This window comes from Variovorax sp. ZS18.2.2 (genome assembly GCF_024701975.1).
Taxonomy (GTDB): domain Bacteria; phylum Pseudomonadota; class Gammaproteobacteria; order Burkholderiales; family Burkholderiaceae_C; genus Variovorax.
The window spans coordinates 1,547,909-1,563,784 of record NZ_JANLNM010000001.1; the positions used below are offsets into that span (position 1 = coordinate 1,547,909).

Consider the following 15,876-nt stretch of genomic DNA (forward strand, 5'->3'; position numbering starts at 1 on the left):
TTCAATGGCAGTGGTCGCGACCAAGATGCCGAGTTGGTTGCAATCTGGGCCTGACAAAGACTAGGCTGGCTCACAACGCGGCTTCGGACGGGTAGTCCCAAACAAGCGCCCCGCCCTTCTCCCAAGGAAAACGGCCCCTCAAGTTCTGCAAACTCGGGTTTGCAGAACTTGGATCAGGATCTCAATTTCTGTTTGGCTCGCCCACACAGGCATTCACCTCGTAGTAGAAGGTCACGCTCTTGGTGGGGTGATGTCGTAGGCTCGGTGGTCCGAGCCCCCGCTGTGCTCAGCACCGCCTCACGTTAGCCGGACGGCCGCATGGAGCTTGCACTGGGAGAGAGCCTTTTCGTGCTTATCAGACTAGGTCGGGCCGACTTCTGCTGCTCTTTTAGTCGGTGTGGAAACATCGAAATGCACACGATTCGCCTGGAAATTTCGTGAACGAAGAAAGAATATATGACCAATATGTACGAGAGCAATCTCTCTGGAGCTTTGATGTACATGTGGGGCTATCGAGACGCGCGGCATGAAGTTCATATCCCCCCTGGACTGCTCCTCAATGCTCAAAATGCTCTTGACAATCTGGTCGGCGATTTGTTGGGCGCCGTTCTGCCACAGGTAACCGCACCTCAAGCCAACGCCTCTATAAACGCTAAATCTCCCCATCAACGCCGATGGTTTATTGCCGAGCTGAAGCTAAGTCGAGGGGGATTTCATGAGGAGGTTTTTTCAGCCTCTGCGAAAGCTCATCGAGTGGCACTTTCCAAGCATTTGCATGCCAGTAAATTAAGCAGCAGATTATCAAGGGTTGCGCATTTTGCCATTTGGCAAGAGAGCTGTGCTATCGCTTGGGCTCCGTACGTGAATACAATTGTTCGGAAACCGCCTAACGGGCCGCCTCCACCCAGAGATGAATTGGATTACCCTGTTTCCGCAGCTGGATTTGACGAATTCTATTCTGGCCTTAACAACTCCGACACCACCCTGTGGGAGCAGAATAAATTATTTTCTCAGGAAGGAATCGGCCTCCCAATTGAGGGAATGCGCCAATACCTTGCTTGCATTTTGCAATGTTGTTTTGCCCCGCCAATTACATCGAGCATGGCCGCACAGGCTTCGGATGAACTTCTTTTTGGCTACGTCAGCGCCGGTGGTGGAGCAAGGCTTACAAAATGCTCACTTCAAAGTCTACTTGTTGCTTGCGCTTCATTTGGAAAGACCGTTTCGCCATTGCCGAATGGCGATTTGAGCGCTCTTAGTTAGTTGCACTGAAACACTTAATGGAAAATGGCCACACTGGCTTGGTCTGGGGGCGCCCTTAGGCTATCGATCTATCTCGCGGGCGTGATTGCTCTGGTTCGACTTGCCAGAGACTGGTCTCATATCGGATGATCTCAAGGCAGCCTTGGCTCGAAGGCCTCCGGGAATCTTAGGTCGATGACATCGCCGACTGAATGGCTTGCTTATGTAAGCACTTATGGCCAGTGAAATCGCCATCTCGTTTGCCGCGAGATCGACTCACCTTCCAGGAGCGTTGACCAGTGGGTCCGAGCCCTCAGCGTGCGAACGCATTGGAACGTGCCTCGGTGCGCCAATGACATCTCGGGTGTCGGGGTGCTCATGGGACGAGTAACCGGTCCTCGAATGTCTTGGTCTTGGCGTCGATCGTCACGAGGCGTCCATGACCGTTAAGGATGGTCTGCATAACTTTGAGGGTTGGCCGGGATTCGCGATTTTTTCGCCAAAAAGTGATCTAACTTGTTGTCGCAGTTGAGATTTTTACCTTCAAATTCATCGGCTCCACGGGCGCATTCAGATCCATCGGATAGACGCCAAAGCGATTGAGGTGGATCGTGCGATATGGAGACAGGTGCGCCGCCATCTTCGCGTCGATCACGAACTTGCCGCTTTGCTGTAAATCCCCCACGACCTTGGACATCCGGTGCACGTTGTTCAGGATCAGCATGTTGGCCACCAGATGGTTGTACTTGATCACCTTGCGCTGCTCGTGCCGCACGTTCTCCGCGATGGTGCCCTCGCCACCAAAGAAGGTCCACTGCGCGAAATGGTTGAACTGCTCGCTCTTGTTCGTCGTCGCGTGGATCGTGCGGCGTAGCTGTGGCTCGCTGATGTAGCGCAGCAGGAACATCGTACGCAGCACCCTCCCGAGCTCGCGAAACGCAAAGTACAGCTTGTTCTTACGGCTCTTGCTGCCCAGGCGCCGCAGCAGCGTGGACGGCGTGATCATGCCGGCCTTGATCGAGACCGCCACGCGCAGCATGTCCTCGTAGTGGCGCTCGATCAGATCCCAGTCGATGGCCTCCCCTCGAAACAGCGACTGGATATTCTGGTACTTCGCGTCCTTGCCCGGCTTGAAGAAGATCAGATCCTTGACGTTGCGGATGCGCGGCATCAGCTCGATACCCAGAAGATGGGCCAGCGCGAAGACTGGCGTGTTCTGTGCCTGGGTATCGCCGTGCACCGTGTCGGGCTGAATGTCGGAGTCGTTTCGGATCAACCCGTCCAGGATATAGACCGCCTCATACACCCCGCAAGGAATGAAATGGCTGAACAGCGCGATGTAGGTGTCGGACACGTGGTAGTAGCCGATGCCCCCGTAGCCGCCATAGCGGATGTGATATTCGGACAGCAGGTTCTTCTCGTACATCGACCACTTCGTGCCGTCGGCCGAGGCCGACTTCCCGGAACCCCAGTACTTCGGAAGGCCAAAGCGGTGGTAAGCATTGACCGTCTTCGTGATGGCCTTGTCCAGGCGATCCTCCGTGACGTGCCGCAGGTTGAGCCAGGCGATCTGCTTGCGACTGAAACTCTTTAGGCTGCGCGCCGTCTGGCTCGCTCCCATGTTGAAGCCGTAGCAGAACAGCGTCGCAATGAAGCGCGCCCGGGGATCGTCCAGCTTCGATTCAAAGCCCGACAAGGGTCCGAACATCTTGTGCAGGTTCAGCCACCCCTCCGTCTGGATCAGCGCTTCGAGCACGTTCACGTGGCCCAGCCCCTCGTTGACGGCCTGGTCAAGCGCGTCGAAACCTTCTGGCAGCACATCGCTCTCGACCTTGCGGATCAACAACCCGTTCGGCCCCCAGGCGACGCCCGCATTCTGCGGAAACTCCTGATCAACGGCCTCGGCCAATGCCGTCAGCTTGTTGCGAAGTCCCTCGCAAAAACCCCTTCCATCCGACTCCAGACCGAGCATCTCGACGTAGCCATTCAACTCGGCCTGGAAGGTGGCCTGATCAACGAAGTGGTTGCGGTAGTCGTCGTAGAGCTCGCTGCGCGGCACGAACAGATCGCCGGACTGCAATTCCTCGTGGAGCCGGCTGAACAGGCACAGCTCAAAATACTTGCGATGCAGGCGCTGCGGCAAAGGCATGTTGGCACCCTTGCCGACGATGAGGTGGCGCCATTTCACGGGCAGCCAAGCCAGGTCGAGATCGGTCTGTCCGACCTCGGCCTGCAGATATTCCTTGTGGCTGTTGCGGTGTCGCAGCATCCAGGTGAGGGCCTGCCCGAAGGCGTCGTCACGATAGGTTGCCATCGGTTGCATCACGTCAAGGCACTCGAACAGCAAGGCCCGCTTGGTGCCGTAGGGCCTGAGCATGAAGGGGAAATAATTGTTGTCCGCATAGGCCATGTACTCATCGCATTCTTCGATGAGCTGCCGCGGCTCGTCCACCAGGCTGCCGCCGATGGCCGCCAGCCGGTCTACCTCGGGATCGTCCTGGTTGTAGGCCGTCAGTACCTCTCGCAATTGCCCGACCAGACGGTCGACCTGCAGGGCATGCTCGACCCGGTATTCCCGCAGCCGCATGTTCGCATCGGTGTCCAGCTTGCGCACGGTCTTAACGAAGATCTCGGCGATGTCGTCGGTGGCTTTGCGCAACTGCGACTGGATCAGCAGCACGGTCAGGGCATAACGCTTGCGCTCGACCAGCGAACGCATTTCCGAGATATCGAGCGCGCGTGCCTCCAGGATGAGCTGTGCGCGCTTGGTGGCGGCCACGTCGTACAGATCCGGCAAGCCTTGCGCCAACTCGCGCAGCCAACGGATGTGCTGCAAGAACGCGACCACTTCCCGTGCCGTCGGCTTGCCGGGTTCACGCTTGATGCGGTCCCAGCCCTGCCAGTACGCGGCGCAATATGCAGCGCAAGGCGGGCTTTCTTCCCCCTGGGGTTTGGCATCGTCATCCTCAATTCCGAGCAACGCATCCAGTCGATCACGCGTCGGCTGGTCGAGCGCAGCCACGATGCGGTCCTGGATGGCCGTGTTGACTTTGTCGCGCGCGGCCTGTGCGATGCGATCCAGGTAGCTGAAGCCGGGCAGCACGTAGCGCTGGTGCACGAGTTCCTCGAGCAACGCATTGATGATGTCGGGCAGCTCCTGCTTGGTGCGCGCGGCCGCCTCGGCACGCTCGACCATCCAGCGCCGTGCGGCCTGGTCGACCTCCTGCAATTTCAGGACCGTCACCACCTGCTGCAAGTGGCGCGACTTCTCGCCCGAGGCGTCGTAACGAGCCAAGGCGTCCTTGGACGGCCGGGCGATCTTGAATTTCTTGCACACGTGCGCCACGATCACAAGCGGCACGCTCGCCAAGGGCACCGAATGGCCCAGGCGCTGCATCAGCTTGAGCTGCAAGATCAGGAAAGTCTGGGGCGAGGTGCGCCGATAGGAATCGGTCACGAATTTGCGCTCTTTGGCGCTCGGCGTGTAGAGCTGGTCCAGTTCCTGAGGCGAGATGTCGTCTCGCAGCCTGGGGTAGGCAGTTTCGTCGAGATTGCTCATAGACGCTGGCGCATCTCCGCTCTCGCGGCACTGAATGCGTGTGCGATCCATTTCTGTTTCATGATCACACTACCGCAATGATGACTTCCGCCAGATAGGGAAACGACACGACGCTGCTTGCATCCACCAATCCAGCACTAATACAAAACACCAGTGCGATTCGACAGGCGGATCAAAACTCGATCAGTATGGGCGATCGACTCAGTCGGCTTCCGGCACGGCCCACGCGTCTTCGCGCAGCACCAGTTTTTCGAGCAGGCGCGCCAGCGTGGCGCACTCCTTGGCTGTGAGCGGCGCCAGCATCGCCTCTTGACGAGCCTCGAACAGCGGCAGCGCCGCTTCATAGAGTTCGCTGCCGCGACGTGTGATCGACAGCACCGCACGCCGTGCGTCGTTCGGGTCGTTACGCCGGGCGATGTAGCCGCGTTCGAGCATGGTGTTGACCGCGCGGCTCACGCTGTTCTTGGGGCGCCCGGTGAAGGCGCAGATATCTTGCGCGGTCATTTCACCGGCTTTGTTGAGGCAGAAAACGACCACGAAATCAGAGCGCGAAATCTCGTGCTTCTCCATCACTTGTCGGTAAACGCTGTTGGTATAGAAGCTCGCCAGATAGCTGATTTGGCTCGCATAGGTGATCGATCCGGAGATGAAGTCAGTGAGATTCGGCATCGGGTAAGTACTCATTTTGATGGTTCATTATGGAACTAAGCTCGGTTCTGAATGGAACCTAATATGGGCAATCAAAAACCATGCGTAGCCTCTTGAAAGCAACTCATCTGCTGCTGGCGTTTGCTGCGTCAGCAGCGTTTCTGGCACCGACCCACGCTGAACGCTATCCGTCCAAACCGGTCACGCTCGTGAGTCCGTTGCCCGCGGGAGCCAGCACCGACGTGGTGACGCGCGCCTGGATGCATTGCGCCCAGCGCGACAGTCTCGCGGGGCAGCCGTTCGTGCTGGTCAACAAGCCCGGTGCCAACGGCGTGGTGGCAGCGAGCTTCATGAAGCAACAGCCGGCCGACGGTTACACGGTCATGGTCGCAGGCATGTCGCAGACCACCATTACCCCCTATGTCTTCAAGAAACCGCCCTACGACCCCGAAAAGGACTTCGAAGGCGCGGCCATGTTCGCGGTCAGTCCGCTCACGCTCGTGGCCAGTGCGCAGTCGGGCATCAAGACAATGGACGACCTCGTCGCCTACGCCAAGGCGCGCCCCGGTGGGATCGACTTCGGTATTGGGGCTATCGGTGCACCCGGGCATCTGCTGAGTGCGGCGCTCGCGGCCAAGCTGGGGATCAAGGCGACGATGGTGCCGATGAACGGCGAGCCCAACGGGCTCACAGCACTGATGGGCGAACAGGTGCCCGTGATGATCTTCCTGACCGGCTCGGCCACGCAGTACATCGACAACGGCAAACTGGTGCCGATTCTCAACTTCACCGACAAGCGCCTGCCCACCATGCCGGCCGTGCCCACTGCCGGCGAGGTGCTGCACGATCCGGGCTTCGCGCGCACCGCATGGATCGGCATCACGACCAAGGCCGGCAGCCCGCCCGAAGTGACACAGTCGATCGATCGCTGGACGCAAGCCTGTCTTGATACGCCCGAGTTCAATCGCGCGCTCAAGCAGGCGCTCTTCGCGCCGCAGTACGTGAGTGCCAAGGACTACGCGGGCGTCGTCAAGCGCGACATCGCGTTCTGGCGGCCGTGGATCGAGCGCCTGGGTATCACCAATGACTGAAGAAGCCACGCGCGGCGTTCACATCGAACGCGACTTCCGGCTCGCTGGTGGCCAGGTGCTGGCCGAGGCATGCGCGGCCTACATCACGCTGGGCACGCTCAATGTCGCGCGAGACAACGCGGTGCTGATCACACACGGCTTCACCTCGAGCCATGAATTCGTGCTGTCCGGAAGCAGCGCCGCTGAAGGCTCCTGGAGCGAGCTCGTGGGCCCGGGCAAGGCCATCGACACGCGGCGCTACTTCGTCGTGTCGTCCAACGCGCTGGGCTCGTGCTACGGCTCGACCGGGCCGGCCAGCATCGATCCGGCAACCGGCGAACCTTATGGGCCGGACTTTCCGGCCATCTCTTTCGAAGACATCGTGCGGCTGCAGAAATCGATGCTCGTAGCCATGGGCGTGCGCAAGCTGCATGCGGTGGCGGGCGTGTCGATGGGCGGTTTCCAGGCGCTGCAGTGGGGTGTGCAGTATCCGCAGTCGGTCTCGCGGCTGGTGATCGCGTTGGCGCATCTCGACGGGCGCGGAGCGTCGGCGGGAGCACAGGGCTTGCGCGATGCCTTCGCGGCCGATCCGAACTGGCATAGCGGCCGCTATGCACCTGGCGACATGGGCGAATTGCTGTCGCGCCTGCGCTTGGACACACTGCGCCGCTACGGCATGGACGCGTGGCTTGCAAGCCTGTCGCTCGACGAGCCGCAGCGCTCCGAACGCATGTGTGCCTTGTCCCGGGCGTGGGCCGAAGGGTTCGACGCCAATTCGCTGGCGACGCTGATACAGACCATCGAACGCTTCGACGTGCGCGAACAGCTTGGCGCCATTCGCGCCCGCGTGCTGTATGTGCTGAGTTCGAGCGATGCGCTGTTTCCGTCGTCGCTCGGGCCGGCCGCGATGCAAGACCTGAAGCGCCACGGCGTGCAGGCGCACTTCCACGAACTGCGCAGCGACTACGGCCACCTTGCCAGCGGAATCGATGCGCACCTTTGGAGCGAGGTGTTGCGCGAGTTTCTTACCGGTCAGGAACAGGTTGACGCGATTCAGACCTTCGCCCACGAGACACGGAGATATGGATGAACGCCCCGACCCAAACCTCGCACCTGATGCCGGCGCTTCATCTGCGCGACGTACCCGCCAGCCTGATCGACGGCCTGAAGGCACGCTTCGGCGCCAACTGTTCCACGGCAATGGCGGTGCGCACGCAGCACGGCCGCGACGAGTCTTCGTTCGATGCGCCACCGCCCTCGGCCGTGGTGTTCGCCGAAAGCACGCAGGACGTGGCCGACGCGGTGAAGCTCGCAAGCGAGCACAGCGTGCCCGTCATTCCCTTCGGCGTGGGCTCCTCGCTCGAAGGCCATCTGCTGGCGGTGCAAGGCGGCATCAGCATCGACGTGTCGCGCATGAACAAGGTGCTGTCGATCAATGCCGACGACCTCACGGTGACGGTGCAACCCGGCGTCACGCGCAAGCAGCTCAACGAAGAGATCAAGAGCACGGGCCTGTTCTTCCCCATCGACCCCGGTGCCGACGCGTCCCTCGGCGGCATGACGGCCACGCGCGCCAGCGGCACGAACGCCGTGCGCTACGGCACGATGCGCGAGAACGTGCTGGCGCTCGAAGTGGTCACGGCCAGCGGCGAAGTCATTCGCACCGGCACGCGCGCCAAGAAGTCTTCCGCCGGCTATGACCTCACGCGCCTCATGGTGGGCAGCGAAGGCACGCTGGGCGTGGTGACCGAGGTCACGCTGCGCATCTACCCGTTGCCCGAAGCGGTGTCGGCCGCGATCTGCTCGTTCCCGAGCATCGAGGCGGCCGTGCGCACCACCATCGAGACCATCCAGCTCGGTGTGCCGATCGCGCGCGTGGAACTGATCGACGTGAACACGGTGCGCATGGTCAACGCCTACGCCAAGCTGAACCTGCGCGAAGAGCCGATGCTGCTGATGGAATTCCACGGCTCGCCCGCCGGCGTGAAGGAACAGGCCGAGACGGTGCAGGAGCTGGCCAGCGGCCACGGCGGCAATGCCTTCGAGTGGGCCAGCACGCCGGAAGAACGCACGCGCCTGTGGACCGCGCGGCACAACAGCTACTTTGCGGCGGTGCAGTCGCGCCCCGGCTGCCGCGTGATCACGACCGACACCTGCGTGCCGATCTCGCGCCTGGCCGATTGCCTGCTCGACTCGGTGGCCGAAGCCGATGCGAGCGGCATCCCCTACTTCCTCGTCGGCCACGTGGGCGACGGCAACTTCCACTTCGGCTACCTGCTCGATCCGAACATCCCCGAAGAGCGCGTGAAGGCGGAGGCGCTCAACCACAAGCTGGTGAGCCGCGCACTGGCACTCGAGGGCACCTGCACCGGCGAGCACGGCGTGGGCCTGCACAAGATGGACTTCCTGGTGACCGAGGTGGGCGTCGGCGCCATCGACATGATGCGCACGATCAAGCGCGCGCTCGATCCGAAGAACATCATGAATCCGGGGAAAGTATTCAATATTTGATGCAAATATTTTGCGTCATTCAGGGAAGGAAGCTTTGCACAACCAGCGTAATGGATGCGCAACGTTTGCCTAAAGCAAAGTCATACAGGAAGGAGATAAAGAAATGAAAAAAAGTTCGCATGATTCAAGAAATTTCGAAAACAAAACACTTGAATCTTTCAGCAAGAGGACTCGGGTGTACTCTTGTTTATCGCTGTTCGCTTTGAGTTTGGCAACCTCTTCGCATGCTGCCTCGTCAACACCAGATAGCGACGAAGGAAAAACAAATGCAGGCGTTCTTCAATGTTTGTCATTGAAGGATCGAAAACTTGGGAGCAACGGCGAAGCGGTTGTCACGAACATATCCCTGGATTTCTTGGGTGGATATTGCGTTGTTGACGCAAAAATGAATGATTCGGATCTGAAATTTCAACTTCACCTTCCAACCAAGTGGAACAATAATTTGGCTTTTCTCGGTGGGGGTGGATTTGATGGATCAATTCCTAATCTATCGACTTACCCCTTCTTCAGTCCTTCTATCAAATCCGACGGCTATGCAATCATGGCAACCAATGGCGGTCATGATGGTGGCTTGATTGACTCGAGCTTTGCAAGAGATCCTCGAAAATTGGCTGACTATACCAGTGAGGCTACGCACAGGGCGTTGCCATTCGGGAGGGAAATCATCACAACCTATTATGGAAAATCAGCGGATCGAAGCTATTTCGAGGGAGGCTCCAAGGGCGGGCAAGAAGGCGTGATCGAGGCGCAGCGTTATCCAGAAGATTTCGATGGAATTGTTGCGCGTAGCAGTGGGTCTCATGCTGTAGGGCAATTTGTCAATTTCAGTCGCGTTGCACAGCAACTTGCCAAACCGAATTCAAAATTGGGTCTTCCAGAGCAGAAATTGCTCTCCGACGCTGTTTTCAAGGCATGCGACGAGAAAGATGGTTTGAAGGACGGCATCATTTCCAATCCAATTGCCTGCAAATTTAAACCGGAAGTGCTGCGGTGTAGCTGGGGCGGTAGCGATCCATGGTTTCACTCCTGCCTGTCCGATGAACAAATTTCAAGCGTGAATGTCATTGCTTCGCCTCTTGTGACTTCAAGTAAAAATATCCACTTTGAAGGATATGGCTTCGCAGGAGGAGAAAGTGATATTTCTGGTGGATGGGGTTTGTTTCAATGGCCGTTGCCTTTGGTCAATATTTCCGGAGGCCAAATATTTGCCGAAAGCTTTATTAAAGATTTTGTTCAAAATTTGGTCAGCCCAGACGATCCAGGCTATATCGATCCGAAAACTTGGAGTCCCGAGCAATCAATACCGCGACTGGAAGAGCTTAACAAATTGTTCGATACGTCGAATCCAGATCTTAGTGGATTCAAAAAGCGTGGTGGCAAGTTAGTTTCGCTCGATGGAACCATCGATTCAGCAGTCAGCTTCATCGATCAGACCAAATACTATGACAGCGTTATCAGTACAATGGGTCAATCTGACGCTGATAGCGTAATAGAGTTTTTCGCCGCGCCAGGAGTAGGACACGTTGGCATGGGTGGAAATGGTCCATATGGAGTGGATTTAATAAAAGCAGTTTCAACCTGGGTTGAGCAAGGCACTCCGCCATCCAAACAGAATCTGACATTAGTCAAGAAAAATCTGTTAGGACAGATTACCCTCGAGCGCCCCTTGTGCAAGTATCCGAGCTATCCCAAATATGATGGGAAAGGCCCGCAAGAAAAAGCATCAAGCTTCAACTGCACTGCCCCCGATCTTTGAATCTACGAATGCTCATTGACTTGGCTATTGCCAGTAATTCGAGAATACTGGAATTCAAAGAGCAACAGCGATTCTTTGGTGCCGAAATTCAGTAATGAGCGCGGCAGTTCGACAACCACCGGCTTCAAGCCGGAGGTTGTCGAATTCTACGGATTGGCGATCCAGGTGAGGTTCGGCGAACGCCATGAAGGCTGGTCTGATTGGGGGGTCAACGCCAGCAGAGACCTCGACAACAGAGGCCTATTTCCACGCGCGATGCCAAGCGGAAGAAATAAATCGGAGATAGGAGAGATTTCGCATGCGTACCCGTTTTCCTTTTCTGAGCGGCACCAAGTTGATCGTCGTCATGGGCGGCGCGATAGGGACCCTGGTGCTCTGGCTCCTGTTCGAGCCCGGTGTCGAACAGCCCCTCGTTGCAGTAACGTCAAGCGCCGCCACGAAGCGCAATGCGAAAACCACGCCGGATGTTGGCGGCAGCGGTGTCGTACTCGCGCGTCGGGCGCCCGAGTACAAAGTGTTCGCTCCCGGTGCATCGCCATATCTCATGTCGGCCGGACCGTTGGAGCGCAAGCTCGATCTCGATCAACTGCGGCGCGATCTGGCGCGCAACGGCAAGCCCGTCGAAGACGAGGTGGCCCGCCAAGTCGAGCTGGCGCGATATCGCGACCGCGTGAACACCTTGGCCGAATTGCTCCCGAGCCTCAGCGACGATGAGCGCCGACAGGAAGCCTACGAGGTCCTGAAGCGGCTTCCCGAGCATGTAGCCCAGGGAGGACTTCGCCCGGAGCAAGCGCTGGTGGCTGCCAGGATGCTGTCGGAAGCGGGCCGTATCGAACCAGAGGTCCGGGACGAATTCATCCGGCAGTTGAAAGCTCCGCTGTAAATGTCCGCGTCCGCTGGTCAGGCATCGATCGTCGGATCGCACTGAGTGAAGGTGGCAATGTGGTCCCTCGCCATCGCAGAGACGAGCGGATACTGCAGGTGCTTGCCGCGATCGGGCCCTGTGCGACGTACGCGGACCTCGCGCAGGCCACGGGTTTTTCCATTCGTACGCTGATGAATGTCGTGGGTCATCTTCGGCGCAGCGGGCGCGTTGCACGCGTCAACGAAGGTGAGCCGAGCGACGAGATCGCCTTATTTTGCCGGACGCCGGCCGGAGACCAAAAACTGGAGGCGGCGGCACTCGGTGCCGATTCTGCAGGCGCGACACAAAAGGCATTGCCCGGCTACGCTGGCACCTTGACCACGGTGCAGCGTGCGATTCGCGTCCAGCCGCTGCTGGCGATGGTGTGGAGAATTTGAGGTGGCAGGTCTCCTGTCTTTTGTTCTCAAGGGCTTCGCCATCCGACCCGATGCGCCTGTTGGGTAGCCTCATGCCGCGCGTCGTCCTCGGTGTGCAGATAAATACTGGTGGTGGTCAGGTTGGCATGCCCGAGGTTGTCGCGCACGATTTTGAGATCGGCTTTCTCGCTCAGGTGGCTGCCGGCGGTGTGGCGCAGCCAGTGTGTGGAGGCCTGCTCGATGTGTGCGGCGGTCGCCTCGAACTCTTCACCTTGGGCCCGCAGCCGGGCGGCTGTCTCGCGCATCACGCCCTTGACGATCTCGTGGATCGCGCTGCGCGCCATTGGTTTGACGGGGCCGATCAACGACGTCAGCAGCGGTGTGTCGTCGTCCTCACGCGGCAGCGGACTCCAACTCATTGCGCGGCGGTAGCGCATCAATTCGGCGAGCCATTCGGCGGTCACCGGCACCAGGCGGATCTTGTCGCCCTTGCCGGTCACTTCCAACCACCAACGCACGGGACCTCCACCGCCCGAGCGGCGCTGGAAAAACCCGGACATGCGCGTTGTGCTGATCTCCGAGGCCCTCAGTGCGCCGATATACAGCAGCGAGAACAGCCAGCGCGTGCGCGCGGCCTGTGCCGCCTGCCGTACAGTGGCTGTGGGCATCGCCTCGATGGTCGCCTTAACGGCATCCCAGTGTTCCATCGGCAGAAACCGCGTCACCCGCGGCGCCGCGGTCCGGCGCGGGCGCCGGCTCAGCGCCAACGGATTGCCCGCCAGATAGCCCGCTTCCACCAGCCAGGAGAACATCGCGTTGAGGATCGACATGGCCTGGCGTTGGCTGGCAACGCTCAAGGGTCCTGCAAAGGGGCGCCAGCGTGGCGAAGAACGCTGCGGTTTCTGGCCTGGTGCCATCACCCAGCGCTCGTGCGGCTGCGGGTCGCCCAGGAAGTGCCGGTACATCAGCAGATCTTCGTGTGTCAGGTCCGACAAGGCGACCCGGCGCTGCAGCAGGCACCACAGCAGCAGGCGTTCGGATTCCTTGCGGTAGCTGGCCAGCGTTGCGGGCGAGTCGGCGTAACGTGCCAGCCAGGCGTGCACGGCCGAGCGGTCGTCCGAAGCCGCGATCTGCGGCGTGCCGGCCGCGCGGTTTCGGCCGCGCACGCCGCTGAGATGCTCAGCGATAGCGATCTGGTCGATGGGCTGGACGGCAAGAGAGGACATGGAGTGGGCGAGCGACGCTCAAATTCGAGGCTGAATCGATATCATGGACATTAAATGGATTATGTCCATAGATTGAAATTAAATTCAATAAACACAACGTATTACGTTGTAATATCAATCAATATTCAGCCTTGGAGAATCCTTTGAGCGACTCTGCTTCCCTCGAAATCCACCCCGAAGACCGGCGCCTGCAGGCCGAAATCGAAGATCTGCGCGCCAGGCACGTCGACACGCAGGAGCTGTATCGCGAGGTCTGCGTGCTCCTGTTTTTCCGTCACGGCATCACGCCCACCGCCAACAAGCTCTATCAGCTCGTTCGCAAGGGGAGCATGAGCGCACCGGCCGAGGCGCTGTCGCGCTTCTGGGAAATCCTGCGCGAGAAAAGCCGCGTGCGCATCGAACACCCGGATCTGCCCGAGGAACTGCGCGATGCCGCCGGCGAGGTGATCGGCGCGCTGTGGTTGCGGGCACAGGCCTCAGCGTCGGAGGGCTTTACGGCGGAGCGCAGCGAGGCGCAGGCGGCCGTGGTTGCAGCGGCGGCCGATATGGAAGCCGCGCAGGCGCATGCCGAGGCCGCTGAGAAGGCCAATGCCAAGCTGCAGACCGATCTCTCGGTCTGTCAGACACAACTTCAGGAAACCGGCCAGGCGCTGGCCAGGGAGCAAGGCACACGCGTTGGCCTGGAGCGTCAGCTCCAAGCGGGCGAGCAGCAGCGACGGGAACTGCAGCAAGCCTTGGACGCGGCCCGACAGGGCTTTGAGCGGCAGCTCGAGGAGCAGCGTGCTGCAGCCGCGGCTTCCAGCGAGCGGCACCAGGCCGACTTGCGGCGTGCGCTGCTGGATGTTGACCGCGAGCGATCGGGAGCAACCAAGCTTGCCAAAGATCTTGAGCAAGTGCGCAAGACGACCGAGGCCCATGCCGAGCAACATCGTGTTCGCATGGCCGAACTGCAGCAAGAGTTGGGGCAATTGCGTCAGCGCCTCGGGGCGACCGAAGGGGCGCTGGCAGAAGCTCGAAGTGCGAGCGAGGCGCTGCGCACTCAACTGGACAAGCGCCTTGAGGCCAAGGCACCACGCAAGACGACCACGCGAAAGTCGCCTTGACGAGGGAGGTGTGATCCGATCCGGAAGGGATGAGATTTCCGATGAGGAAATTTCCTTTACTGATAACAGGTTAGGTCACTTTTTGGCGAAAAAATCGTGAATCCCGGCCAACCCTCAGCTACAGGAACACTGCGTGGCGTGGCCGGCCTTGCGCAGAGCCAATTTACGAGATCGCAGCCCGTAATTATTTGACACAATTGTGTTTAAAAACTCCTAAGTGGTTGTCAACACGCAAATTTATGTCATTCTGACCACCCGCTCTTGCGCAGAGCCAATTTACAAGATCGCACCCCGTAATTATTTGACGCAATCGTGTTTGAAAACTCCTAAGTGGTTGTCAGCAAACAAATTTATGGCATTCTGACCGCTCACTCCCGCCGCGTGGAGAGGCATCGAGGCCCGAGTCCCCGCGCCCCGTCGCCAGGCAGAAGAACGTCGCGATCTCCAGGTAGGCGCGGTGGTACTCGGTCAGGTGGCGGGACACCGCCTTCTGGATCATCGAAGACGGCTCGGCGTAGAGCACGTCGAGTTCGACGACCTCGCGCGCCGGCTGCTCGCACTCGGCGCTTGAGGCACCGTCGGAAAGGCTGTTCTGGGTTTGCATGGGAGTCACCTGCTCTGAAACATGGGTTCATGCTAGGTTTTTGCGCCTGGCGTGACTATGCTGTTTGGGCCAATCAGTAGCTCATTTGCGCCATGTCTTCCCTGCCCCATCCCGACCTCGAAAACCTGAAGGACGGCACGACCGGTCCGTTGGCGATCGTCGTTTCCCAGTGCGTCGAAGGCAGCTCGCTGGTGGAGGCCCACAGCCACGGACGAGGACAGCTCCTGGGCGTCTGGCGAGGCCTTCTCACGCTGGGCACGGAGTTCGGCAAGTGGCTCGTGCCCAACGTGCATGCGGTGTGGATACCGCCCGGGCAACTGCATTGGGCGAGCGTGCATGGCCAGGTGGACGCATGGAGCGTCTATGTCCAGTCCGGTGCCTGCGAGGGCCTGCCCGATCAACCGGCGACGCTTCGCATCTCTGCCCTGCTGCGCGAGGCCGTGCGGCGGCTGGAGCGCCCCGACGACGAAACAGGCGGACCGATGCGGGACTTGCTCGAACGCGTCGTGGTCAACGAGATCCAGGCCTTGCCGGTCGAGGAACTGAGCCTGCCGATGCCGACCAGCCCGTCGCTGGTGAAGATCGCGCAAGGGCTGCTGGCAGAGCCCGCGGAAGAACGCTCACTGGACGACTGGGCCGCGCTGGCGAATGTTTCGCCCCGCACGCTCAATCGCCGTTTTCCGATGGAGACCGGCTACAGCCTCGGCGCGTGGCGCCAGCGCGCGCGCCTCTTGCGCGGGCTGGAGCTCCTGGCCGAGGGGCGGTCCGTCACGACCGTCGCGCTCGAGCTGGGCTACTGCAACATCAGCGCCTTCATCGCGTTGTTCAAGCGCACCTTCGGCGTCACGCCCACGCAGTACATGCGGCAGGCATGAC

At 59.7% G+C, this 15,876-nt stretch carries 13 protein-coding genes; 9 read left to right on the forward strand and 4 right to left on the reverse strand.

Annotation, left to right across the window (positions count from 1 at the left end; translation table 11 throughout):
* Nucleotides 1-456: 456 nt before the first annotated feature.
* Nucleotides 457-1,263, forward strand: coding sequence for a hypothetical protein (locus tag NU688_RS07310; protein ID WP_257859865.1), 807 nt, complete (start codon nt 457-459; stop codon nt 1,261-1,263).
* Nucleotides 1,264-1,753: 490 nt separating this feature from the next.
* On the opposite strand, the gene NU688_RS07315 is transcribed toward NU688_RS07310, so the two are convergent.
* Both NU688_RS07315 and NU688_RS07320 read right to left on the reverse strand, forming a co-directional pair.
* Nucleotides 1,754-4,801 (reverse strand): Tn3 family transposase, encoded by a 3,048-nt coding sequence (locus tag NU688_RS07315; protein WP_257859866.1) that lies wholly within the window; start codon nt 4,799-4,801, stop codon nt 1,754-1,756.
* A 201-nt stretch (nt 4,802-5,002) separates the two neighbouring features.
* A complete protein-coding gene (locus NU688_RS07320; protein WP_257859867.1) occupies nt 5,003-5,485 on the reverse strand; it encodes a MarR family winged helix-turn-helix transcriptional regulator in 483 nt (160 codons plus the stop codon).
* Nucleotides 5,486-5,562: 77 nt separating this feature from the next.
* On the opposite strand from NU688_RS07320, the gene NU688_RS07325 reads away from it, so the two are divergent.
* From NU688_RS07325 to NU688_RS07350, 6 genes are all read left to right on the forward strand, one after another.
* Nucleotides 5,563-6,540 (forward strand): tripartite tricarboxylate transporter substrate binding protein, encoded by a 978-nt coding sequence (locus NU688_RS07325; RefSeq protein ID WP_257859868.1) that lies wholly within the window; start codon nt 5,563-5,565, stop codon nt 6,538-6,540.
* Nucleotides 6,533-7,609 (forward strand): alpha/beta fold hydrolase, encoded by a 1,077-nt coding sequence (locus NU688_RS07330; RefSeq protein ID WP_257859869.1) that lies wholly within the window; start codon nt 6,533-6,535, stop codon nt 7,607-7,609. The genes NU688_RS07325 and NU688_RS07330 overlap by 8 nt, the downstream gene beginning before the upstream one ends.
* Nucleotides 7,606-9,030 carry an FAD-binding oxidoreductase gene (locus NU688_RS07335; protein WP_257859870.1) on the forward strand — a complete coding sequence of 475 codons (1,425 nt, stop codon included), beginning with the start codon at nt 7,606-7,608 and terminating at the stop codon, nt 9,028-9,030. The genes NU688_RS07330 and NU688_RS07335 overlap by 4 nt, the downstream gene beginning before the upstream one ends.
* A 103-nt stretch (nt 9,031-9,133) precedes the next feature.
* Nucleotides 9,134-10,786 carry a tannase/feruloyl esterase family alpha/beta hydrolase gene (locus tag NU688_RS07340; protein ID WP_257859871.1) on the forward strand — a complete coding sequence of 551 codons (1,653 nt, stop codon included), beginning with the start codon at nt 9,134-9,136 and terminating at the stop codon, nt 10,784-10,786.
* Nucleotides 10,787-11,084: 298 nt separating this feature from the next.
* Nucleotides 11,085-11,669, forward strand: coding sequence for a hypothetical protein (locus NU688_RS07345; RefSeq protein WP_257859872.1), 585 nt, complete (start codon nt 11,085-11,087; stop codon nt 11,667-11,669).
* A gap of 98 nt (nt 11,670-11,767) precedes the next feature.
* On the forward strand, nt 11,768-12,088 hold the full coding sequence (locus NU688_RS07350) for a hypothetical protein (protein ID WP_257859873.1): 321 nt from the start codon (nt 11,768-11,770) through the stop codon (nt 12,086-12,088).
* A gap of 26 nt (nt 12,089-12,114) precedes the next feature.
* On the opposite strand, the gene NU688_RS07355 is transcribed toward NU688_RS07350, so the two are convergent.
* A complete protein-coding gene (locus tag NU688_RS07355) occupies nt 12,115-13,293 on the reverse strand; it encodes a tyrosine-type recombinase/integrase (RefSeq protein WP_257859874.1) in 1,179 nt (392 codons plus the stop codon).
* 143 nt (nt 13,294-13,436) lie between these two features.
* On the opposite strand from NU688_RS07355, the gene NU688_RS07360 reads away from it, so the two are divergent.
* Entirely contained in the window at nt 13,437-14,396 is a 960-nt protein-coding gene (locus tag NU688_RS07360) for a DNA-binding protein (RefSeq protein WP_257859875.1), read from the forward strand.
* Nucleotides 14,397-14,733: 337 nt separating this feature from the next.
* Here NU688_RS07360 and NU688_RS07365 read toward each other — a convergent pair whose 3' ends face one another.
* A complete protein-coding gene (locus tag NU688_RS07365; RefSeq protein WP_257859876.1) occupies nt 14,734-15,000 on the reverse strand; it encodes a hypothetical protein in 267 nt (88 codons plus the stop codon).
* A 92-nt stretch (nt 15,001-15,092) separates the two neighbouring features.
* On the opposite strand from NU688_RS07365, the gene NU688_RS07370 reads away from it, so the two are divergent.
* Nucleotides 15,093-15,875, forward strand: coding sequence for an AraC family transcriptional regulator (locus NU688_RS07370; RefSeq protein ID WP_257859877.1), 783 nt, complete (start codon nt 15,093-15,095; stop codon nt 15,873-15,875).
* Nucleotide 15,876 lies beyond the last annotated feature (1 nt).